Source organism: Bythopirellula goksoeyrii (genome assembly GCF_008065115.1).
Taxonomy (GTDB): Bacteria; Planctomycetota; Planctomycetia; order Pirellulales; family Lacipirellulaceae; genus Bythopirellula; species Bythopirellula goksoeyrii.
Genome location: NZ_CP042913.1, coordinates 2,374,320 through 2,396,987, shown reverse-complemented (window position 1 = coordinate 2,396,987; position 22,668 = coordinate 2,374,320). Strand labels below are relative to the sequence as shown.

16 protein-coding genes are annotated in these 22,668 nt (G+C 53.5%); 8 read left to right on the top strand and 8 right to left on the bottom strand.

From position 1 onward, the window contains the following. Positions 1 to 12: 12 nt before the first annotated feature. Both Pr1d_RS09480 and Pr1d_RS09475 read right to left on the bottom strand, forming a co-directional pair. Entirely contained in the window at positions 13 to 465 is a 453-nt protein-coding gene (locus tag Pr1d_RS09480) for a heavy-metal-associated domain-containing protein (RefSeq protein ID WP_148073306.1), read from the bottom strand. Between the two features lie 34 nt (positions 466 to 499). Beyond that, positions 500 to 1,255: an AbrB/MazE/SpoVT family DNA-binding domain-containing protein gene (locus Pr1d_RS09475; RefSeq protein ID WP_148073305.1), complete on the bottom strand. Its 756-nt coding sequence runs from the start codon at positions 1,253 to 1,255 to the stop codon at positions 500 to 502. Between the two features lie 314 nt (positions 1,256 to 1,569). On the opposite strand from Pr1d_RS09475, the gene Pr1d_RS09470 reads away from it, so the two are divergent. From Pr1d_RS09470 to Pr1d_RS09445, 6 genes are all read left to right on the top strand, one after another. Further along, positions 1,570 to 2,379, top strand: coding sequence for a hypothetical protein (locus Pr1d_RS09470; RefSeq protein WP_148073304.1), 810 nt, complete (start codon positions 1,570 to 1,572; stop codon positions 2,377 to 2,379). 149 nt (positions 2,380 to 2,528) lie between these two features. After that, complete coding sequence (locus Pr1d_RS09465) at positions 2,529 to 3,953, top strand: FHA domain-containing protein (RefSeq protein ID WP_148073303.1); 1,425 nt, start codon at positions 2,529 to 2,531, stop codon at positions 3,951 to 3,953. 75 nt (positions 3,954 to 4,028) lie between these two features. Continuing rightward, the gene (locus tag Pr1d_RS09460) at positions 4,029 to 5,990 is read left to right on the top strand and encodes a serine/threonine-protein kinase (protein ID WP_148073302.1); all 1,962 of its coding nucleotides are present in this window, start codon (positions 4,029 to 4,031) and stop codon (positions 5,988 to 5,990) included. A 143-nt stretch (positions 5,991 to 6,133) separates the two neighbouring features. Beyond that, positions 6,134 to 6,922, top strand: a complete 789-nt coding sequence (locus Pr1d_RS09455) for a hypothetical protein (protein WP_168205143.1) — start codon at positions 6,134 to 6,136, stop codon at positions 6,920 to 6,922. A gap of 42 nt (positions 6,923 to 6,964) precedes the next feature. Next, complete coding sequence (locus tag Pr1d_RS09450; protein WP_148073300.1) at positions 6,965 to 7,603, top strand: RNA polymerase sigma factor; 639 nt, start codon at positions 6,965 to 6,967, stop codon at positions 7,601 to 7,603. Between the two features lie 7 nt (positions 7,604 to 7,610). Continuing rightward, positions 7,611 to 8,027, top strand: coding sequence for an anti-sigma factor (locus tag Pr1d_RS09445; protein WP_148073299.1), 417 nt, complete (start codon positions 7,611 to 7,613; stop codon positions 8,025 to 8,027). Between the two features lie 95 nt (positions 8,028 to 8,122). Here the strand turns inward: Pr1d_RS09445 and Pr1d_RS09440 are convergent, their stop codons facing one another. Next, entirely contained in the window at positions 8,123 to 9,307 is a 1,185-nt protein-coding gene (locus Pr1d_RS09440; protein WP_168205142.1) for an AI-2E family transporter, read from the bottom strand. Between the two features lie 194 nt (positions 9,308 to 9,501). Between Pr1d_RS09440 and Pr1d_RS09435 the strand changes: the two genes are divergently transcribed. Beyond that, positions 9,502 to 10,512, top strand: coding sequence for a glycosyltransferase family 2 protein (locus Pr1d_RS09435; protein ID WP_148073297.1), 1,011 nt, complete (start codon positions 9,502 to 9,504; stop codon positions 10,510 to 10,512). Beyond that, the gene (locus tag Pr1d_RS09430) at positions 10,509 to 12,032 is read left to right on the top strand and encodes a hypothetical protein (protein WP_148073296.1); all 1,524 of its coding nucleotides are present in this window, start codon (positions 10,509 to 10,511) and stop codon (positions 12,030 to 12,032) included. Before Pr1d_RS09435 ends, Pr1d_RS09430 begins: the two co-directional genes overlap by 4 nt. 33 nt (positions 12,033 to 12,065) lie before the next feature. Here Pr1d_RS09430 and Pr1d_RS09425 read toward each other — a convergent pair whose 3' ends face one another. The 5 genes from Pr1d_RS09425 to Pr1d_RS09405 all read right to left on the bottom strand — a co-directional run bounded on the left by Pr1d_RS09425 (position 12,066) and on the right by Pr1d_RS09405 (position 21,890). Then, complete coding sequence (locus tag Pr1d_RS09425; protein ID WP_168205141.1) at positions 12,066 to 12,779, bottom strand: RluA family pseudouridine synthase; 714 nt, start codon at positions 12,777 to 12,779, stop codon at positions 12,066 to 12,068. Positions 12,780 to 13,002: 223 nt separating this feature from the next. Beyond that, entirely contained in the window at positions 13,003 to 13,791 is a 789-nt protein-coding gene (locus Pr1d_RS09420) for an SDR family NAD(P)-dependent oxidoreductase (protein WP_148073294.1), read from the bottom strand. 8 nt (positions 13,792 to 13,799) lie between these two features. Beyond that, complete coding sequence (gene hflX / locus Pr1d_RS09415; protein WP_315853137.1) at positions 13,800 to 15,131, bottom strand: GTPase HflX; 1,332 nt, start codon at positions 15,129 to 15,131, stop codon at positions 13,800 to 13,802. 296 nt (positions 15,132 to 15,427) lie between these two features. Beyond that, complete coding sequence (locus Pr1d_RS09410) at positions 15,428 to 20,125, bottom strand: beta strand repeat-containing protein (RefSeq protein WP_148073292.1); 4,698 nt, start codon at positions 20,123 to 20,125, stop codon at positions 15,428 to 15,430. Positions 20,126 to 20,489: 364 nt separating this feature from the next. Next, the gene (locus Pr1d_RS09405; RefSeq protein ID WP_148073291.1) at positions 20,490 to 21,890 is read right to left on the bottom strand and encodes a hypothetical protein; all 1,401 of its coding nucleotides are present in this window, start codon (positions 21,888 to 21,890) and stop codon (positions 20,490 to 20,492) included. Between the last annotated feature and the right edge of the window lie 778 nt (positions 21,891 to 22,668).

Here is a 22,668-nt window from a genome sequence, read left to right as displayed (position 1 = left end):
TCAGCCTCAGATTCAGCTGGTCTTGGTTTCTTCCGCAGCGTGGTCGTGGGCAGCTTTGGAGGCCTCTTTCTTGGCTTCTTCATCTGCTTCGATGATTCCTGCAGGTCCGATCAACTTGATGGGTGGAATTCCCGATTTTTCAGCTGCGGCCCAGAGCGCCTTGGAATCGAGCTCTTGGTTCCGCTGTGGAGTGACAATAGCGACATCGATTTTCACATCCGTGCGAACTTTGGTAACCCCCTTCACGGCGTAGAGCTTGCGGGCAACCTTTTTAGCGCAATTCGCACAGTGCATGTCCCCGACGAAGATGGCTGTCTCGCTGGGTGCCATCTTAAGGGTCTTTTTCACAGCAGGAATGTCTTTCGACTCCGAAAGCGGAGCCTTATCAGCCGCTTGCGCAGAAGCTGCACATACTAGTAAGACGGCAGCGAGCAACAGTGACTTACGATAGATTATTTCCATCATCGAAATCCTTTATGAGAAATTGAGTTGGTAGATACTACTTGCGTACAAAAACGCCGGTGGCTTTGACGACCATCATGCCACCTTCCAAGACTTGAGCTTCGCCCTCGACGACCACCATATCGTTCACCTTGAGATTAAGCAACTCGCGGGCATCAATGGGCACAACTTGGCCTTTTTCATCGACTAATCGTACCACAGCTAGCAACTCTGAATTCTCTTCGGCATGGGCAGCGCAGAAGGCACACTCTTCGCCGGGTGCATGAACGTGCCCTTCGGCCGCGTGTTCGGCGATGGCTTGTGGATCAGCCAGAAAAAAAATCGCCTGGCTCTTGGCAAAGGGAAATTCCGGTTGGGTCTCTTCCCAAGGGTTAGCCAGCCCACCTATTTGACCCACCATGGCTACATGCTGGGGCTCCGTCGATTCCGCGACTTCCTTGGCATGTTCGTGAGCGTGCTCATCGGTGTGATTGTGCTCTTCATGTTCGTGAGCTTCCTCTTCGTGATCGGCTTGGTCCTCTGAATCATGATCGTGGCCACTGCTGTCGGAGTGATCGTGATCATGGTCTTCATGATCCGCTTCGCTGGTACCTAAGAGGGTCTCGCGGATTCCGTAGACTGTATCCACTTCTGGTGGCTCAGAGGTCAGGGTGAACTTCTCCTGATACTTGGCCAGAAGCGCGGGATCGACGCTTGAATTGGTGCAGCCAATCTGGCCAAGAAGGAAGAACGCCCCGCACAGGGCGAGGGTGAATGCGGAACTGAGAGTATTTCTAGCTAAAGTACGAATCATGTCAGCCAATGCCGTAGAAGGTGAGGTTTTGGAGAGATTGGCGAGGTTAGAGCGAGGACTCGCTGTGCCCGCTCTTGTCTAAACCGCCAACAGACCGGTTTCTGCCCGTTTCGTCAACATCGGTCTTGGGTTCCAGAGCCAGGGAGGGTTTCGGTACGTGCTGGGCAGGAGCCATGTTCGGACTTTCATGAACTTTTTCATATTTTTGGCCAAGATCCCTAAAGACACGGCGAAATACCTCTTAGTGACCGAATTTGGCAGCGGCCTGTTTTCGGTGTTAATGGCTTTTAGAACCTAATTGGAGGGTATTTGTCATGATCAAAAAATTAGTCTTGAGTGTGTTAGTTGTGGGGCTGCTATGGGGGATTCTCTTGGGCAAAGGGGCCATGAGCTACCTGACGACCTCCTATGAGCGTGCGAGTCAGACCGTCGAAGAGAGCGTACCCTTGGAGTTCCAGATCGACCGTGCCCGTAAAATGGTCCGCGATCTTGAGCCGGAAGTTCGTCGCAGCATGCATGTCATTGCCAAGGAAGAAGTTGAGGTCGAATCGCTCGACAAGCGGATTGAGACGGCCGAAGCGAAAGCTGCCAAGGAAAAGTCGGAAATCATGCGTTTGCAGTCTGACCTGAGCTCAGGAAAGAATGTCTTTCGCTACGCTGGGAATCGCTACTCTTCTGACGAAGTGAAGCAAGATCTCTCGCGTCGGTTTGTCCGCTACAAGACCTCGGATGCCACACTTGGAAGCCTGGCCGACATGCGTAACGCACGGCAGCGTAACCTCGAAGCGGCCCGCGAAAAGTTGGCGGCGATGATGAGCTCCCAACGCCAGCTTCAGGTGGAAGTCGAGAACCTGGAAGCCAAATTGAAGCTTGTCGAAGTAGCCCAGGCATCGAGCGACATGAAACTCGACGACAGTCAATTGGCTCGTGCCAAGGAACTGATCGTCGATATTCGCACACGACTCGATGTGGCGGCAAAGCTCGCCAATGCGGATACCAATTTCGCAGATGAAATTCCGCTGGATGAGCCAGCCACCGAGAACATCGCAGATCAGGTTGCTGAGTATTTTCAGCTCAACCAAGCTGGTGATTCAGAAGTGGCCGTTGTGAATTTCGAGAAGTAGCAATCGTGCATCGCAGCCCCCACCGGAAGGTGGGGGTTGTTAGTCACACGAGACCCCGCCCTCCGGCACGTGTTGTCATCCCGAGGTATCCCGAGGGATCTGGCCAGATTTCTCGGGGTACCTCGAAATGACAGAAAGGACACTCAACCATGTTTCCAAGCTGGCGGATAAAAATTCGAGCAGCTCAAGTAGCCATCGACGAAGGTCGCTGTGAAGAAGCTTCCGCATTGTTGAGTCGAGAATCTCTGCGAGACTTTCTTCCCGCCAAGCGACTCTCCAAAGAAGTGGCCACTCGTATGGTAGACCGTGCAGCCGGGAAAATTGCCGCTGGCGACAGTGTTGCCGGCTGGCATGACATTCGGCAGGTCGAACGAATGGGCGGAAGCGAACAGTTGATCGACCAGTTCCGCCAGGAGCAAGCCCGACAAGGAATTGCCAATACTCGGCAGATGTTGGAGTGTGGAGAAACAGCTATGGCGGAACGTCAGATTGCTAAACTCGAACAGCATCGACTGGGCGGCGACGAACGACGCCTCTGGAAAATCATCGTACGCTTGATAAACGATGCCAAGTCCCTAGCCTACTCGGGTGAATTTAGCCAAGCCATTCAGGGACTTACCCGAGTCGAGCGGTTGCTGCCCGAGGGGAACGAATCCTTGGCAACGCAACTTGCCTCCCGCCAGGCGGAACTCGCTAGAGACGCTCAACAGTGTCCGACCATGGTGAATGCACTGCATGATGCGATTCAGCAGGAGAATTGGACTGAAGTTCTCACCCGTGCGGAAGCCGTGCTAGAATTGGCTCCTGAGCACCCCCCTGCCCTGACGGCCAGAAGGCGGGCCTGGGAAGCGGTTGGTTTGAAGGCCACAACAAGAAACATTCGCCCACAATTTCGCCAAAACGGTCGAAAGGCCGGTTCGCCCCTTACAACGAGTACTCAAGCTTGGCGCAGTTGCGCGACTGTCGACACTATGACCACCAAACCAGAAGCTGGAAAACGCATAATCGCATGGATCGACGAGATTGGCGGATTCCTGATTTGCCTGAACGACGAAATCGTCATTGGTCAGCCAACGGCAGAAGGTGGCGTCGATATTCCAGTGCGTGCGGATCTTTCACGTCGTCACGCCACGATCCGACGCGAACGAGAAAACTATGTACTTACACCGATTCATACTACAAAAGTTGACGGCCACGTACTCACCGGACCCATCGTACTACGCAACCAGGCACTGATCGAATTGGGAGACTCGCTGCAGCTTCGCTTCACGAAGCCCCATTCACTCTCAGCTACAGCCGTCCTGGAAGTGGAATCCAAACATAAAACCGAACCTGCTGTCGATGCCATCGTTCTCATGAGCGAAAGTTGTGTGCTGGGGGCTGGGTCGCATAGCCACATTCGATGCCCCAACTGGGAGAATGACCTGGTCCTCTACCGTCGAGGCGACGATTTACAGTTTCGCACCAAGGAATTGGTCGAAACCAAAGATCATCCCGGTACCACCAACGGCATAATCACCGCAAATTGCCGAATTAGTGGGGAAAACTATGCCCTCAGCTTTGAGGAGATTTGAGCGAGAGGCCCTAATCAAGTTAGAATCAATTAAAGAAAGACCAAGCAAGTGTCCGCACTAGCCACAGAACCTGCCATGACTGCACCGTATCCAGAACCCGAATCCGACGATCGGCCCAAGGCTGGTCAGCGCTTCACGTACGCCAGTGGCAGCCAGCCGCTGGATGGGTACACGATCAAGCGGGGAGTTGGTCGCGGGGGATTTGGCGAGGTGTACTACGCCCTGAGCGACGCGGGCAAGGAAGTCGCTCTCAAGCTCATTCGCCGCAATCTCGATGTTGAGATTCGTGGTGTCACCCACTGCTTGAATCTCAAACATGCCAACCTGGTCGCTATCTACGATATTCGTACCGACGAGAACGATGACCGATGGGTGGTGATGGAATATGTCTCCGGTGAATCTCTCGAAGATGCTATCGACCGTCACCCGAACGGGATGCCAGTCGACTTAGCAATTGCATGGTTTAGTGGAATTGCTGCCGGCGTGGCCTACTTGCACGACCACGGCATCGTCCATCGCGACTTGAAACCAGCGAACATTTTCCTGGATGAAGATACCGTCAAGATTGGCGATTACGGATTGTCGAAGTTCATTTCTTGCAGTCGCCGTAGTGGCCAGACCGAAAGCGTAGGCACCGTGCACTACATGGCACCCGAAATCGCCAACGGTCGCTATGGTCGTGAGATTGACACCTATGCCTTAGGAATCATCCTCTACGAGATGCTCACCGGCCACGTACCGTTCGAGGGCGAGAGCGTTGGCGAAGTTCTGATGAAGCATCTCACTGCCGAACCAGACCTCCAGGCCTTGGCCGAACCGTACCGTGGCATAGTCCAGGGTGCCATGAATAAGGACCCTGAGACGCGTCTGCGGAGCGTTGCAGAAATGCTGCAGTCGATGCCAAACGGCAGTAGCAGCCTCGGCAGTCAGCAACCACTGCCACGTGTTGACATGGGAACCACAAATGGCGAACCAAGCGTTGCCCCCGCTGCGCCACGTGACTACTCTCAGTCGGCTCCCAATCAGCCAGACGAAGAGCCGATCCTCGCCGCGATCACTAAGGAATGGCGCGAAGCCAAGACCCGATTCAACCAAAGTAGGATGCATCCCCTCTTAAAATCGGCTCTGCTGGTAGTGCTAGCCATCGGCTTGCTAGCTACGTCGCCAGAATGGGTCACGATGGGGATTTTTCTAGGGATCACTTATCTCGTCTATCGTGTGATATGGACGATTGTTGTTCAACCGAATAAAGCTCAATCTGGTACAGGAACACCTAGATCATCGATTCCTCCAGCGGTCCCACCAAATACCTATGATGGGAAGAAAAGGGGTTCTCGGCGGCTCCAACGGCTGAGTCGTCAACGGCAACTTCGCGAATACGCCGCCGCCAAATCAATTCACGATCGTATCGCTGAATTGGTCGGAGGGATGTTTTTCGCTTCGGTTGTGTCGACAATTGCCTCATTGGTCGTCTGCTTGATCATGGCCTCCCCTTTCAGTTGGAGCTTGTTCGCTTGGATGACGGCGGTCTCTTCGCTTGGCTGCTGGGCGATTATGATCCCTACGAAGCTCAACGAGGGGAAAATCGAGGACCAGGCTCCCTTGAGATTCATCCAGTTGCTTTCTGGCGCGGCGGTCGGCGTGTTGGCCTGGGCGTTTGCCGACTGGCTGATGCTCTCGCAGGGAACGTGGAACGACATGGGAATCAAGCCGGGGCAGAGCCTGCTGAGCGGAACCCTGGGGATCAAGGACGGTCTGGTTGGCCAATTGCCGCTGCAAATCTACGCCGCGTATTTCGCCTTCCTATTTGTGCTAGTGGCGTGGTGGGAACAAGCTGAATCGACCCGCTCCAGCCGCGTGAGCATCTGGGCAATCATCTGGTGCGGTTTCCTAGCGTGGTTGCTGCATTTCGTATGGTGGTTCCCCCAACCGCTGGGAATCTTGGTCGCAGCAATCATGTCGTTTACCTTGCAGTTCGCCAGCCCTTGGCTTCCACCAAGTCGCCGCCGTGCGATTGCTGAGCAAGGAGGGATGTGATGGCGATGATCGGCATAAGCCTCAGCTTACTTGGGATCTTGTTATTCATAGGATTGCCGATATTGATATTGGTGCTGCTATTGAAGGGATCTCGCTTCGCTATTGCTGGATTCGTTTTTCTTTTTTGTGGGGTAATGTTCGTCATGGGCTTATCCTACAGGGCCAATAGACACGTAGAAACCACCTCAGCAGTGGACGCGATAAACTACGAGGATCCGAATATCTCAAGTACGTCCCGCTTGACTGAACATGGCTCCTCCCTCGATGCCCTTTGGGAAAAACTGACCGAGTCTCAGATTGATCTGACAAGTGCCTCCGCCGAGGAAGACGATTCCAACGAACAGGAAAAGGTCGAGTTAATTGCCAAAACCATTGGACTGAGTGCTGAGGGAGAACTTCCTCCAAATTGGGTAGTCACTCCCCCCAAGGCGATTGGCAATGTCTACAGGCAGAGAGTCGCATCGGATCCTTTTGTCACTGAGGACGAATGCTTCCGGCAACTTGAGGCAGAACAACTGCCACAGGCCGTTTGCCGTCGGATCGAGCAATTGGTATCAGGCGAGGCGGGATATCCCGTGAAGGTTTCAAGCCCACTGCCACTCGGCATTGGCCTGGATTTCATTCTCCGTGACATTTGCCGCGACAAGTTTACAGGAACCGTTGCTACTTCCGTAGGGACCATGCACAAGGTCTATGCCCTTTTAGAATTCAATGACAGTGTCGACAACGAACTTCGCCACGCATGGCTCAATCACGAACGCAGGACCCGATTGCAGAGTTTTGGCAAATACGCCGCTATTCTCATCGCCGCCTTGGCAGCAGTGTACGGACTGCTGCGGGTCGACACCTGGACACGAGGCTATTACAGCCAGCAGTTGCTTTGGGGGAGCGCAATTGCGATAATCGCGGTTGCGTTTTTGCTTGTCCGATAATTCCCTGCGTTGCGTTGCAACGCGGCTAAAGCCTTTTAGCCTATGACTGATTCCGCTCAGCCCAATGTACTGCTTGTCGAGGAGATTCGCCGGGGGAAGCCCGACGCGTGGGATCAGTTGATTGCCCAGTATGAAGGGCGCCTGCTGGCGTTTGTCGATAGCCGGTTGCGCCGCAGAGCCGCGAGCGAAGATGTCGTGCAGGAAACGTTCATCGGATTCCTGACTAGTCTGCCGAACTATGATCCACAACGCTCGCTGGAAAGTTGGCTCTTCTCGATCGCGGCCCATAAGCTGACAGACCACTTGCGCCGCGAAGGCCGACGCCCGGCGATTCCCCTTTCAACGGGCGAAAACTCCTCCGGCAATTGGGAGTTGGTCGGGATGGCGCGCCAGGCAAGCAGCATTGCCCGCAGCGGGGAGAGGCACGTTATGGAAGACGAAGCGGTTGCCACTGGAATTGCTGAGCAGATCGAAAAGTGGCAATCTGCCGGCGATTGGCAAAAAATCCAGTGCATGGAATTGCTGTTCGTCATGGGCTGGCCTAACAAACAAGTGGCAGAGGAATTGGATCTCAGCGAGCAACAGGTTGCCAATTTTAAATATGACTTCCTCGAACGCCTGCGCAAGATCGTTCGCTCCCAGCGTTTGAGCGAAGACGTGTTCCCCGAACTTTATGCTTGAGAGATCGATGTCCGACACCTTTACCGACGCTGAACTATCTGCCTATCTCGACGAAGATCTGCCTCAGGATCGCATGGCAAGCATCGAGCAGGCGCTACGAGATGACTCGTCCCTGACAGATCGGCTGACAGCCATCGTGGGCGGCCGCGATGCGGGGCTTCACACCTTGGGGGCCATCTGGCGACGTGAACGGCTCAGTTGCCCTACGCGGGAACAGTTGGGTAGTTTCCTGCTCGAAATTCTTGACGATTCGCAGACCGACTACATTCGTTTCCATCTCAACACGATTGGCTGTCGGGTATGCAACGCCAGCCTTGACGATTTGCGAAATCTCCATGCTACGGCAGAAGATGCGGCAGCTACGGAGTCGCGGCGGCGCAAGTATTTTCAGTCGAGTGCGGGGTATCTGAGTAGTGATGGGTAAGAAAACACTACCTTTATTCCACTTTTCGTTTCGTTTTTGCCCATAGCTTGCCTCTTCGCGCTCTGCTGCGCTGGCGCTCCGCATCGCGGCTAACCTTATTGCTTCTTGGTGGGTGGCGAAGCCGAGGGAGTCATGGCTTCTTGTAGGGCTACCACAGGTTTGTTGCCCATTTGGCCGAGTTCTTTGTTAAGCATGTTCAAGAGGGCCTGCAAAAAGGCAACGAGCATAGGTCCGACAAGAATGCCAATAGGGCCGAGAACCTGAACTCCGCCAATGACGCTCAACAGGGCCAGCAGCGGGTGCAGATTGGCGTGGCCGTGGAGGATGTAGGGCTTGATGATATTGTCAACCATCGAAACAACACCGGCGCAATAGATGGCCAGGACGACCGCAGCCGTCGTATGATTGTCGTGAAAGTGGAGCCATGCACAGACCGGGACCCACACGGCAGCGGCACCCACGAAAGGAATCAATGCCAGGAACATCGTGAGTCCCGTAAGAAAGAAAACTTTGTCGGCCCCGGCAAAGTAGAACCCTATTCCTGCCAGGAGTCCCTGGGCGAACGCTGAGGCGAGCGTAGCCAGTACCACGGAGCGACTGATCTCGCTGAATTTATCGAGTAACTCCTGTTCGTATTGATCATCCAGCGGTGAGAGTCGCATGAGTCCAGCTGCCATGGCCGGTCCATCGGCAAAGAGATAGTAAGTCGTGATTATCAGGATGGCGAGGCCGATGAGGGTGTTGATGAGAATGCGAAATCCTCCTACAGCCAACGGCGTGGCCATTTGTCGGAGGCTATTTTCGATTTCCTTTTCGACGACAGGGGCTTCTAGGTTATAAGGGATATGAAATCTTTTCAGCAGCGAATTCGTCTCGCTTACTAATTCGGTGATGAACAGAGTAAGAGATTTCTTCTCAGCCTCAATCACATCCCCTTCCTTGAGGGGCAGCTCTGGGGGCAACTCCTTGCCCTGCAGTAATGCAGCCTGTTCAGCACCAAGGTTTGCAAACAACTCCGCTCCTTCGGAGACGGCACGCACGGTTAGGCCAACGGTTGGCAGGAGAACAATTAAGACAATCGCAAGCGTCGAGAGTACCGCTGCCAGATTCGTGCGGCCTTTGACCCGGTCAGTGATCCAGAGGTGTAGTGGCTTGAAGACAACCACCAGCACTGCTGCCATAAACAATGGAACAATGAACAAGATCATCACTTGAAAAAACTTCAAGCCGATCAAGAGAATAATCGCGATCAGGACAATGAACGAAACAACGCGAGGCACGGGGAACTCCTGCGCAAAGGGGTAGATCTATGGATTGGGGGAACCGGCCTATTCTAGGGGAGAATCGTTTCCCGCTGAAAGATGGGTTTTGGTCCAAGGCAAAGTTTCTGCTATTCTGGAGATAGAAGGAAGTTATCATTCCTCGGTCGCGAAGACCTGTCGAAACGACAAAAAGCAAACCACAGCCCATACCTATGATTAGCATCGTCATCCCCTCTTTGAACGAAGCTCTCAGTTTGGAGCAACTCCATGCGCAGCTCGCTCTCGTTGCCGAGGCGAAAGGGTATGACCTCCAGATCGTCATTGTGGACGATGGCTCGACGGACAACTCCTGGCAGGTCATCGAACAACTTGCCCAGCAGGACCCTCGTGTCCTGGGGATTCGTTTTCGCAGAAATTTCGGCAAGGCGGCCGCGCTCAGTGCCGGGTTCAATGCTGCCGTGGGAGAGATTATTATCACCATGGATGCCGACCTTCAGGATGATCCGGCTGAGATCCCCAACCTGATCGCTAAATTGAACGAAGGTTATGATGTGGTCAACGGTTGGAAACAAGAGCGGCATGATCCCTGGCACAAGACCGGCCCTTCGAAAGTGTTCAACTGGTTGGTGAGTTGGATGACCGGCGTACAGCTCCATGATCATAATTGCGGGCTGAAGTGTTTTCGCCGAGAGGTGATCAACGAAGTCCGACTCTACGGAGAGCTGCATCGGTTTGTCCCAGTGCTGGCCGCCGCACGGGGTTTTCGCGTGGGGGAAATCGTGGTCCACCACCGACCACGTACGACGGGCAAATCCAAATATGGTTGGCTCCGAATTCCCAAGGGGCTTTTGGATCTTCTGACCGTGCGATTCATCACGCATTTCAATCAGCGGCCGCAACATTGGTTGGGGATGGGGGCGCTTACGTCGCTAATGCTTGGAATTCTAGGCATGGGGTATCTGGCGATCTATTGGTGCGTGTCGCGTCTTCCGGGGCATACGCCGATCCATTTACACGAAACGGCAGCTCTGTACTATTCACTTGTGCTGCTGCTGATAGGTGCGCAATTAATGGCACTGGGATTCGTAGCCGAATTGATCTCCGCATTATTTTCACGGGACAGCGATGCATATTCGATTGCCGCCCATACGGAACCGGATAAGCAGGACCAGCAAGTCCCTCCGGTTGAAGTAAGCCACTCCGCCGAAAGCCCCCCTTCATGACCGATTTAGATTCTGACTCTCATCGACAACTACGCTGGGCAGTATACTGGCTGCTCATTGCAGTGGCAGTTGGCAGCATGTCCGGTCGTCTGATGTCAGTGAATTCCGTCAATAGGATGGATTTGGAAATTCATCTGATTAATCGCCAACTGGCACCCATAGAGAAAGAACTTGAGAGCCAGAATCTCTCTTCTGAAGACTTTGAAGCCAAGCTCCACGAGGCTCGCGAGAAGATCGTGGCCGGGCGTACCCTCCAGCGTCCCTTCCTGAGTGCAAATGACCGTAGCCGTTGGCTGGCAATTCGTGCCTTGGCCGAACAGGGGACTTATGAAATTGACAAATTGCTTGACAGAGATGTGTGGAACACCATCGACATGGTCCAGCATCGAGGTCGGGACGGTGAGCTACATCTCTATTCCAGCAAACCACCACTGTTGATCACGCTGCTCGCTGGTGAGTATTGGGTGATCAACAAGCTTACGGGAATGACACTTGAATCACATCCTTATTTTGTCGGTCGGTTCATGTTGTTCACTATAAACATCCTGCCCTTGGCCTGGATGTATTTCATCATAGCTCAGCTTGCGGAAAGATTTGGTCGGACCGACTGGGGACGCATCTTCATCGTGGCGGCGGCATGTTTTGCCACCTTTCTCACCACGTTTGCCATCGTGCTGAACAATCATATTATCGGTGCCGTGAGTGCCGCCATAACTTTAAGTTACTTTGTACGAATCTGGTGCGATGGCAGCACGCGGAAGATCGACTACGCCGTATGCGGGCTAGCAGCCGCCTTTACTGCGGCCAACGAACTCCCGGCGCTTTCGATGTTTGCTCTAATAGCGCTGGCTCTCTTGCTGCGAGATCGGCAGGCTTGGCTCGTCGGTTTCCTTCCGTCGGCTGTGCTGGTTGCGGTAGCCGCATTCGGTACCAACTATGCCGCCCACGGAACCTGGTCACCACCCTACGCCCATCGCTACGCCTCCGACCCAGAGGAAAATTGGTATCAATACACTTACACAGTCGAAGGAGTTGAAATCGAGAGCTACTGGGCTAATCGGCAGGGGATTGACCGAGGTGAGCAGTCAAAATGGGTTTATGCCTGGCATTGTCTGCTGGGGCACCATGGAGTTTTTTCGCTCACGCCCATTTGGCTGCTAAGCATGGTCGGCTTGGCTATGTGGTTGAGATCCTCAGAAACATCAGAGCGCCAACTCGCCACAGGAATTGCTCTCATTTCGATCGTGTGCCTGGTGTTTTATCTTGGAATGCGCCCCTTAGAAGATCGCAACTACGGCGGCATGACCAGCGGTTTCCGCTGGATGTTTTGGTTCGCCCCGCTGTGGCTCTGGGGCATGCTCCCAGCGACCGATTCGCTTGCGTCTTCTCGCAGCGGCAGAGTGCTGTGCTTGGTGTTGTTGGCGATGTCGGTATGCTCAGTGAGCTATCCCACCTGGAACCCCTGGACCCAGCCTTGGATCTATGAGGGGATGGAATCGCTGGGGTGGATTCCTGGGTGACGGTAAGAAGACCGGCGATTTGTTATACCGCGGTTATTGGAGTTCCTGCGGTAGCTCCAACGCATCCCAATCCTGCGACAAAGGAGCAACAACGCTCACCGACTCATCTTTCATGGGGTGGCGGAAAGAAATCTGCCTCGCATGCAATGCAATTGGCCGCTCACGAGGCTCTTCTTTTGGTGGGCCAAAAGGGCGCTGGCTGCCGTAGTCGACATCCCCAACGACTGGGTATCCACGTGAGGCCGCTTGCACTCGAATCTGGTGTGTACGGCCCGTTTCCAATTCGATCTCAAGCCAAGTGCCCCAATCGTTTTGCCATAGCACCCGATAGTGCAGGATGGCATGCTTGGCTGCTGGGTGGTCGGCCGTGACGATCTCCGGCTTAGGAATACCATGCCGCTTGTGAAGATAGTCGGTCCAGGTATCCTCATCCGGCGTAACGTGCCCTTCAACAAATGCCCAGTAGATTTTGTTGACCGTACGATCAGCGAATTGGGCACAAATCCGCTGGGCAGCACGGACATGGCGAGCAAAAATCAATGCCCCCGTTGTGGGCCGATCCATGCGATGAGTAATACCGAGATAGATATTCGCGTCGGCCGGCTTCTGCTCTTGCCGGCGATAATAATCCTTGACGCGGACCTCCATGCTATCGATGCCGCGTGGGGCTTGAGTGAGCACTCCGGCAGCCTTGTTTACGACGAGGCACGGGCCGTCTTCGTAGAGAATCTCTAGTGAATCATTCACAAACACAAACCTTGAAAGTATTTGAGGGTGTCCGGGAGTTCATTTTCTGTCATTTCGAGGTACTCCGAGAAATCTGGCTAGATCCCTCGGAGTACCTTTGGATGACAGTTCGCTTTGCACCTGTATGTAGCGAGTGCAATTCCAGCACACCCTCATGTATTTTAATAGCCGTCGGTGGAAGCCGAGGGTTGAATCCGCCGCCAGTGGCCAGGAAGGCAGTTGGTTACCCAAATCGGTTCATCACACGATCAACCAGTTTGGGCATCCAACGATTCACGGCCACCAGGAGCCGCCCACGCCAATTGGGATAGATCTCCGAGCGCCGCAGTTGCATCGCTCGCCGCACTTGCCGGGCGACCGCTTCGGGCGAAATCCCCTTCTGCTTGCCCCAGGGTAGCGAATCGGTTTTTGTGAGCAAGTGGTCGAAGAATTCGGTGTCGGTCGTCCCGGGGCTCACGACCAGGACCTCAATCCCGCGGCTGTGCAATTCTGTGCGAATCGCCTCACTCCACCCGCGCAGGGCGAACTTGCTGGCTGAGTATTCGCTGTTGTGGGGCATGCCGCGGTGCCCCAGGATCGAGCAGACATTCACTATCAAGGGGTCTTGCCCATTGGCTAGCAGGGGGAGAGCCAACCGAGTTAGTTCAGTTGCGGAAAAAAAATTGACTTCCATGATCTGCCGTAGGACTTGCTCATCGTGGCGGGCGAATCGACCGTGAGCACTCACCCCGGCATTGTTGATCAGCATATCGAGTTCACGCCATTCGCGCCCAATGTGCTCTATTATTGATGCGCGGAATTCCGGGTCGGTCACATCGCCGGCCAACGACTCCGCTGATGCGGCCCCTAGGGATACTAATTCCGTGACAAGTTCACTGAGGTCCTGCTCGCTGCGGGCTACAATCAGCAATCGTGTATGTTGGCGAGCCAATTCCAGAGCCAATTCACGCCCAATTCCGCGCGAAGCGCCGGTGAGCAAGATCCGCCGGTTTTCGAGCACACGTTGAGCCATCAGATGTGTTAAGCCACTTCGTCAACACTGGCCTGGGGAGTCGCGTCCACGTGACCGTTAGAAGAGATCGAGGAAGATAGATCACCACCCTTGTAGGGCCGGATTTGCACGTCTTCGTGTCCCCGCAGCGGCCCAATATACTTTTGTGGCAACCGGCAATGTACGACAGTGCGATCTTCGACATAGGTTCGGCTGAGCACTTCGCCATACTTGGCCAAAAACGCGAGCGTTTTCCCATCGCTGGCTGGAAGATGAATCTCGAGGTCAAGAAAGTCCTTGCTAAGAGCATCCCCGACGGCACTCGCCAGCCGAGGGAGCCCATCTCCCGTGGCAGCACTGATCAATACCGCTTGGGGATATCGCGTTCGGAGTGATTCCAGCGCCAGAGGATCCGTTACGCAATCGACTTTATTCAATGCCAGGAGCGTATCTTTCTCATCGATACCAAGCTCCTGCAGAACCTCATAAACAGCAGCAATTTGGTCGAGTGCCGCCGGATTACTGGCATCGGCAACGTGAATCAAGAGATCCGCCTGACGGGTTTCTTCGAGGGTCGCCTTAAAACTGGCAACTAGGTTATGAGGCAGATTGCGGATAAATCCGACGGTGTCACTCAAGAGAACAGGTCCCCAACCTGGCAATTGCCATCGGCGGGTACGCGTGTCGAGCGTGGCAAACAGCTTGTCCTCAGCCAGCACATCCGCGTCGGTCAGCTTGTTCATGAGGGTGCTTTTGCCGGCGTTGGTATAGCCGACCAGCGAGACCGTCATACGATCGCTGCGTGCAGCGACTGCCCGTTCCTTGCGTTGCTCGATTTGCTTGAGATCCTTGCGGAGGTCGTTAATTCGCTTTTCGACTAACCGACGGTCTGTCTCCAACTGCTTTTCACCCGGACCACGCATGCCGACACCCATTTTCATACGCGACAGGTGAGTCCACATTCGTTTCAGTCGGGGCAGTGAATACTCAAGCTGAGCTAGCTCCACCGCCAACCGTGCTTCATGAGTCTGGGCTCGTGCAGAAAAGATATCGAGGATGATCTCGGTGCGGTCGAGGACCTTTACGCCGAGCGTTTCTTCGAGATTGCGAATTTGGGCCGGGGAGAGATCGTTGTCGAAGACAACGACATCTGCGTCCGCTGCATCCACAAACTGCTTGAGACTTTCGACTTTGCCCTGGCCGATGTAGGAGGCCGGATCGGGAGTCGGCCGATTCTGAGTAATACGACCGACAACCTCTGCACCCGCCGTTTCGACCAGCCCCGCTAGTTCTTCCAACGGGTCGCTCGTGTCATGGCCGACAGATGCGCGGTCACTTGCCAAATAGACTCCGACCAAAATGGCGGATTCACTGTCGATTCCTGGTTTGCGGTCGATAGAACTCACCGGCTAGGTATTACTCCTGGCGTAGCCGCAGTGGGAGGTTGGTCGTGGTATCAGTAATAGCAGAGCCTCCCTTGAATGAAATGGTTCACGGATAGATCGCAATTTTCCTATAGCTCTCTATCCCTATTATAGCATTGTAAGAACCTAGTGCCACGGGAAACCGATATACCGTAGGGGAGCCGTCTTGGCTGTCTTGCCACGCTGGGAGCCGATTGTCAGTCAATCTGTCATCTCAACGCCTCTGAGGGGCCTCAGAACGCACCGCTGCCGATCAGATCGAATACTTCATCTGCGGCGGCGAACTCTTCAGAATCTGCTTCCTCGCCTCTGCTAACTGCGATGTCGCCGAAGTCATTCTCAGTGATTGTCCCATACCCAGGCGACTCGACTACCGCTGACTCGTTCAGGGCGGCATTGAGTGCTTCGGGCTCAATTGCAGCTCGGGATGCTGCTTCGGGCTCGGTGACAAACATTGCAGGCAGGCCCCAACCGAGTTGAACCGAACGGCTCGTAGTGGGGGTCGACGGAGAATCGTCAACATCAGGCGAAGCAAGCGGTGAGAGAGCAACTGGCACTTCGCTGATCGAAGCACTTACCAAGGTAGACTCGGGTTCTTGCTCCTCAACCTGTAAGGCAGCTACTATCGTCGGCGCACTGTTTCCGTAGTTGTCTTGCCAATTGGTGAGATCCGTAGAACTCAACGGGTTAGGCGAAAGACCACGCTGCCACATGAGAAAATCACGACCACTGACAATGCCGTCACCGTTAAAATCTCCAGCCAACGCGGGCGTGAAATCCGATTCGTAGGCACCAATGTCGATCCGGCCGTTCTGGACTCGCGCCTGGCCGATCTGATCGAACTCGGGAACCCCGTTCACCCCAGCAACATCTGCAGGGTTGCCTCGGTTGATGGCGAGGCTCGTGGTTTTTAGTGCATGAAACTGAGTTGAATTCCCGGAGGTTCCGAGTGGCTCGAGCCCGGGATCAGCAATGCCGAATTGATCGTTGGAGAGTGCTGAAAATGCGCCAGTGATTCCATTGCCGATCAAGTTGTAACCGAGTGAATTAAACGAATCACTAAAATTACCGTTGATACGGTCAACATCGCTGGATAAGCCGCCGCCTAGGACGGAGATGTTTCCGGCGATGATGGAAGAACGCACATCGGTACGGGTGGTACTCGTGTTGCCGAAACTGCCTACGCCGGCACCGAAACCGAAGTAAGGTGCCGAATTATTGCTGATTGTGCTGTGGCGAATCGATGTAAGCCCATCAGCATTGTAGATTCCACCTCCACGATCCTGTGTTGAATTGCCCGAGATCGTGGAATTGAGAATCGTTGTCTGTTTGTCGACTAGATTCGTATTGCTGTAAATGGCTCCGCCATCAGATCGCAATCCTGTAGTATTATTGTCGAATATTGCACTGTCTTCTACATGCAAGCTTCCGTTTTGGATGTAGATTGCACCACCATGTGCATCAGCCCCACTGGTTGAATTCTGCGAGACGTTGGTTTCCATGATCGTCACGTCACCGCCAATACTCGCAATCACACCGCCTGAGGAAAACTGTCCCAATGTCTTGTTAAGAATGACATTCGTGTTGTCGGAAACAGTGAAACTGCCACCATTGATGTAGACGGCGCCACCTTTGGAACTGGTGCCGAAGGTGGTGTTCAAGGCAAGTGCCGAATAGTAGCTGAGCGAAATGTCAGAATTCTTACCAAAGATACCCGCACCATCGGAGTTGGCTCCGCTGGTAATGTTGCCACTAACAACCGAGAACCTGAGTTCAACATCGCTATTGTTGGCGTAAAGTCCTGCCCCGTCGGCTGCCCCTGCAAAGGTTAGATTATTCGTGAGGATGACGTCATAGCCGTACATGGTCGAGTTCGAGAGGAAGATACCGCCACCATGGCTACCTGTAGCACTAGTCGAATTTCCAGAAAGCGTGGTACTGTAAATCGCAACGTTCGCATTCTGGGCATTAATGCCACCACCCGATGCATTTGTTGTATTTCCAGTAATAGTACTGTTCTCAATTCTCAGATTGCCGAGTTGATGGGTCAGTGCCGAGCTTACGTTGCCACGGATATCAATGTCGTCGAGCGACAGATTCTCGGAACTGACTATGTTCCTGTTGAAAAAACCCAATCTACTGATATTTACATCAATGAAACTGCCAGCATTTCCGTCGTTGACGGTAAACACCGTACCGGAGCCTACAAGCGTCAAATTCGGTGACCCAAGGCCGATGATTTCAACCGAGTCGGTGATGTTCAGCGAGCCCGCATTGATGGTCGCTCCCAATAGAATTACATCGAATTCGATGAAGTCTGGCTTGGCACTGAGATTAGAGAGTTTGATTGCCTCGCGGAGTGTCACATCTCCCATGGAATAGTTGCCGTTGTCGGTATCGCCAGGGTTGTCAACGAGGAAGGTGACACCCTGCAGTTCATAGGCACCGATGTCTATGATGCCAGAGACCGTGTCAATTCGTTTGAAAGGATTCCCCCGCTGATCGTTAAGAGGTACACCATTCATATCTGCTACGGCTGTTGGATCACCGCCATCGACAGCCTGACTTTGTTCAAGCAGTGCGTGTGTAGCTGTGAGACCTCCAGTAGAAGCCAACGGAGCCAACCCAGGATTCGTTGTGATTATGTCATTCGTTCCCGAAGAAAACTGGAACGAGGCATTCCCAGCGCCGACAAGGTTGTAGCCTATCGAGACCACCTCCACGGTATTTCCTGGAGCAGCTTCGACATCGAAGTTGAAAACATTGCCAGAGATAATGCTGGAAAAGACTTCGACATGCCCACCCCCGTGATTCCACAACCCGCCACCGCGAGTTGAACCAGGGGAATTATTGGTAATCGTAGAGAACTGGATTACCGTGTTTCCACCCCGATTGAAGATCCCCGCCCCACGATCCCCAGATGTATTACCCGAGATGGTTGTGTTGGAGATCAAAACATCGCCACTAGTCGAGTCAACGTAGAGGGCAGCACCATCGTCGGAGGAGTTATTTCCCGAGATCGTACTGCTTATCAAGTTCAGATTGCCGGCGGAATGGAAAATTGCGCCTCCGTCTAAAGTAGCACGACTACCTCGAATGGTGCTGCGTTCGAGGGTGAGGTTGGCGGAATTGTGAATTGCACCTCCCGATCCTGCAATGTCTCCTCCAAGCAACGTAAGATTGCGAACCAACACATCAGTGGTTCCTGATAAATCCCCGTTGACTATCTGCATGACGCGATCGCCGTTGCCAAAGACTGGGCTCGGATCGTTGCCGTCGATTTCCATTACGAAACTGTCCGGCCCGATAATGTTGACGGAGTGATTGACAGTCAAATGGCCATTGTTGAGCAAAATCGTTGGCGCAGGACTTGCGGTTGGATCGACCTGCCCATCACGGACGACGTTGAAGGTGATATTGTCAATACCCGGATTCACGGCGGAAAAATCAAGCGCTTCTCGAACCGAGAAATCGCCGATTGTTGTGACCCCTTGTGCACTAGAATACTGTCCATCGTTGAATTCATCGTCGTAGACATCGACCACAAATTCGCCGATCTGAACTTCGACAGCTCCAATATCGCGCCGCGGGATCATGGCCCCTTCCTCGAACGAACGTACGAAGAATCGGCCCCGTTGGTCAAATTGCCCACCCCCCGGCATATCGATATGGTCGATCACAGGACTGGTCAGCGGATCAGGATGATACGAGTCTGTCGAACCACCGTAATTGTCTAGGGCGGGAATGATCTCCAGCGTGATAGGATCCTCGAACGAGATCAGCCCGGGATCGGTACCCGCCGGAAGGTCCCCCATGCTGGAGACTACCTGGGCCCCCAACCCAAAAATCAAATTGTTTCCGCCAGTGGCTCCAGCGGTTCCCAAGTCATCAATGTTGATCGAAGGCAAGAGATCGGTAGGATTCCCTTCGTCGTCTTCTTCACCCATCCCCACCACATCGATGTCAATAGGAAGCGGATCACCTTCTAAGAAATTCGAATTGAAGTACAGGATTGAACCCGAGATCGTCGTAAAGATCGTGGGTGGTGGTGGATCGCTCTCCTCGTCTTCGGCGGGCTCGTTACCATAGCTCGCAATTCCCGAACCCAAGTATGCTTCGTTGTCGACGATGGTCGAGTTATTCACATTCATCCGCCCGTCGCGGTTGAATAGACCTCCTCCATAGCCGGAGGTAGTATTTGCGGAATTTCCGGAAATCGTAGAGCTGTTGATTGTCGTAACTGCTGGCGGCCCGTCAGTCGTGCCACCATTCTCGCTGTCGGCACCGTTCTGGATACCGCCACCATAAGTTAACGCAGTGTTGTTGACGATCAGACTGCGATTGACAGTCAAATTGCCCGTGTTGTAGATGCCGCCCCCCACAGTGGCAATGCTGTCCTGGACAACGACTTCAGTCAAAGTGAGATTCTGATTGTTGGTAATTGCCCCACCTTGGCTGTTTTCATCTCCGCCGGTTGCGGTACCTCCAGAGATGGTAAGTCCCTGAATTGAAACACTAAATGGATCCTCACCGTCGGCGTCAATGATAAAGACTCGACTCCCCGCAGCAGCGTTCACCCCAAGCTTTCTGGCGCCGAGTCCAACAATGTCGACAGAACCCTCAATCGTCAGTGGCCCAAAATCATCCTGAGTCCGTTGCAATTGGATCGTGCCTGTGAGATTCTCATTAAAAAAGATCGTATCTGCTTCGTCGGTCTCGTTGGAAGCCTCGATGGCTGCCCTTAACGTCCCAGGGGCAGTTTCCAGTTCATCGTCATCGTTTAACTGCAAGTCGCCGAGACTACTGACGATGAAGGTAGCCAACATCCGCCTGTCTTCAAGCTGCTCGATCCACAACGGTCGCGCAAAAGATCGAGACTTTTGAGTACGGGCTCGCGCAGCGCGAGCCCGGCGTTTTCTTCCTAGAGCCATTCGGGTGTTCCTCAAACAAGATGTTCAACAGGCATGATTACCTGAAATTCAGATCTCCGGAAAAAGTTGCCGCGAGCGCGTCTTGTTTCTCGCCCCTGAGAGAAACAAACTGCAAGCAGCCGAAGCCGGAAATCCAGCCCTCATTGTAATTCCCAATAGGCGAATTGGCAAAAACTGGGCAGAACAAATAACCGCTAAATCCAGATTTTCGGAGAAAAATCTTCCCGGACGGGTTCAAATGAGACAACGCCCAGGGGCCGGAACCTCTGGGCGTCGACCGAAATGCACAAAAAAACAGGCCTAACATCCTGGGATGAAGGCCTGTTTATTGCTATTCAAGAGAAAAATATCAGCAGCGTTCAGTTCACCAGATGTACTCAGTCCCTACATTGAAACCGTGATACAGCAGGTCGTCTTTGACGAAGAACGTATCCGGTACAAAGTTGGTGGTGTCGATATTTGGTCCCACCATCGCCAGATTGTCCATGTACAGGACACTGTAGCCGCATCGTAGCGACCAACTTGGCAAGAGGTCCATTACCATGTTCACACCACATTCACCAACGAAAGCAACATTATTACCCGCGGTGCTCAAGGCATAGTCATCTGGAGAATTTCCTATGTTTGCGAAATCACCTTCGGCGGCAAACTTAAAGCGATTGTTGTAAACGCCGGCTTTACCTTCCATACCGATGCGTAATCCCTGCCGCAAACCGCACCAGCCATCGCCACCGAACTGGAATCCCAGCAAGTCGTTCTCGCCACCCCAAAACAAGGAGGTATTTCCCAACAGGGCCTCCGAATCGAAGTTAAAATCTTCAGTCATGCGGACGTAGCGAAACCCGAGCAGATAGGTACCAGAGATCCTTGTACTGTTTCCAACCCAATACCGGCGGATACTAAACTCGGTACTCTGCAAATCCGCCTGGTAGTCGCTCGTCAAGTTTTCTGCATCGTCGAGCCCGTCGATTGGAAACGGCACGCCGAAGTTGGAGAAGACTGTGAAGAGTTGATTTGGCTGATTAGGCGGATTAGTCGTGACCTCTTGGGAATTGACGGTTTCGGAAAACCCAATGTCATACATGCCCATGTAGGTTGCTTCGAACACCGACAGAGGCCCCAGGTCGTAGCGAAGTGCGATTTGCCAGCCGGCAGTGTAATCCCCAGTTTCGGCACTAGGATTCAAGATCCGAGGTGCTGCTGGACCCGCTGTGATCGATCCCATTGGCCCGACTCCAGCAATCAGATCATCGGATTGTAGAAAGACCGCACCGAAGGAAACATCAAAGTAATGAGGCCCAATCTGGTCCTCAGAATATCCTCCGAAGTCGACAGCCATGGGATCACCAGGACCACCGCCATAGGCACCTCCACCACCTCCATAACAGTCCTCGGGTCCCGATGGACAATAGCTGGTCTGCATGACAATTGGATTGCCGTAAACGTCGGTAAATTGATTTCCTTGGGCCGCAGCAGGTCCGCCGGCTAGCGGCGATGCCATATTCACAGGGCCCATGCCTGGTGGCATCGATGCCTGCTGGATCCGCCCACTCTGTGGCATGGGCCGTTGTGGCATTTGTCCCAACCCCATCTGGCTTAATTCCGGATGGTTGGGCATCATTTGCCCTTGCCCCATGGGGGGATAGTTGTTGCTGCCAGGTAAGGCATATTGCTGAGCGTAAGCCAGGCCCGTTGCCATCACGGCCACCGCGAAGCCTGAGACTATTCGCGCCGAGAGTTGTCGAGTGCCAAAGTATCGTCCCATCGAGAAATCCCCCTTTTGTCTTCCCTGCGAGTACCCTATCGGTCTCCTCCCGGAAGACGTGCCGTGCCTAGGGCGCGGATCGCGTTGACTTGTAATGTGTGATGAGTATCAGGTTCTCTTGGACTAGATATACGTTGAGCAGCACAACTTGCAGCGCACCGCAAAACAGTCCGACTAAGAGGGGTTATCGGACCGGTACAGGTAGAAAAATCAGATTTTTCGTTACAAGCAGCATTTTTTACCAAATCGGTCGAGAAAGAGAATCGAGAATGGCTGGAGAAACGTAGGCCGGAACAAGCGGTAGTGCTGTTCCAGCATGATAGCTTGTCACTTTCAGCAATCGCTGGAACATTGCACGGCTAAATCACGGCATACTGTCAAGCTAAAAGCATTTCCCTCATTCCTCCATTCCTTCATTCCTCAACTTCTCCCGCAAGCGTCACAAAAAGAAAAAACTCGCTCAAGTTGAGTGACACCCTGCCGAGAATACGACCTTAAGAATTGAGAGTCCTATAAGCCAAGGGTGGTCTACTGAGGAATATCTATGGACAACCCCAGGTTTTTTGCCGAATTTTAGAGTAAGGCAGGTTGTAATAGGTGCCAGAAGTTTGACGCCAGTTGGGAATCTAAGTAATATGAACGGTTGGGTAAGCGATTTAGGGGAACCTTGGCCAGTACCCCTGAGGCCAGTCGCCCTCCCACAGACAGCTAGCAGAACTCGCGCCAGGAAATTTTCTGGCGGGGTTTCCACTCAGAGGCATGGAATCTGCTGGCCCCA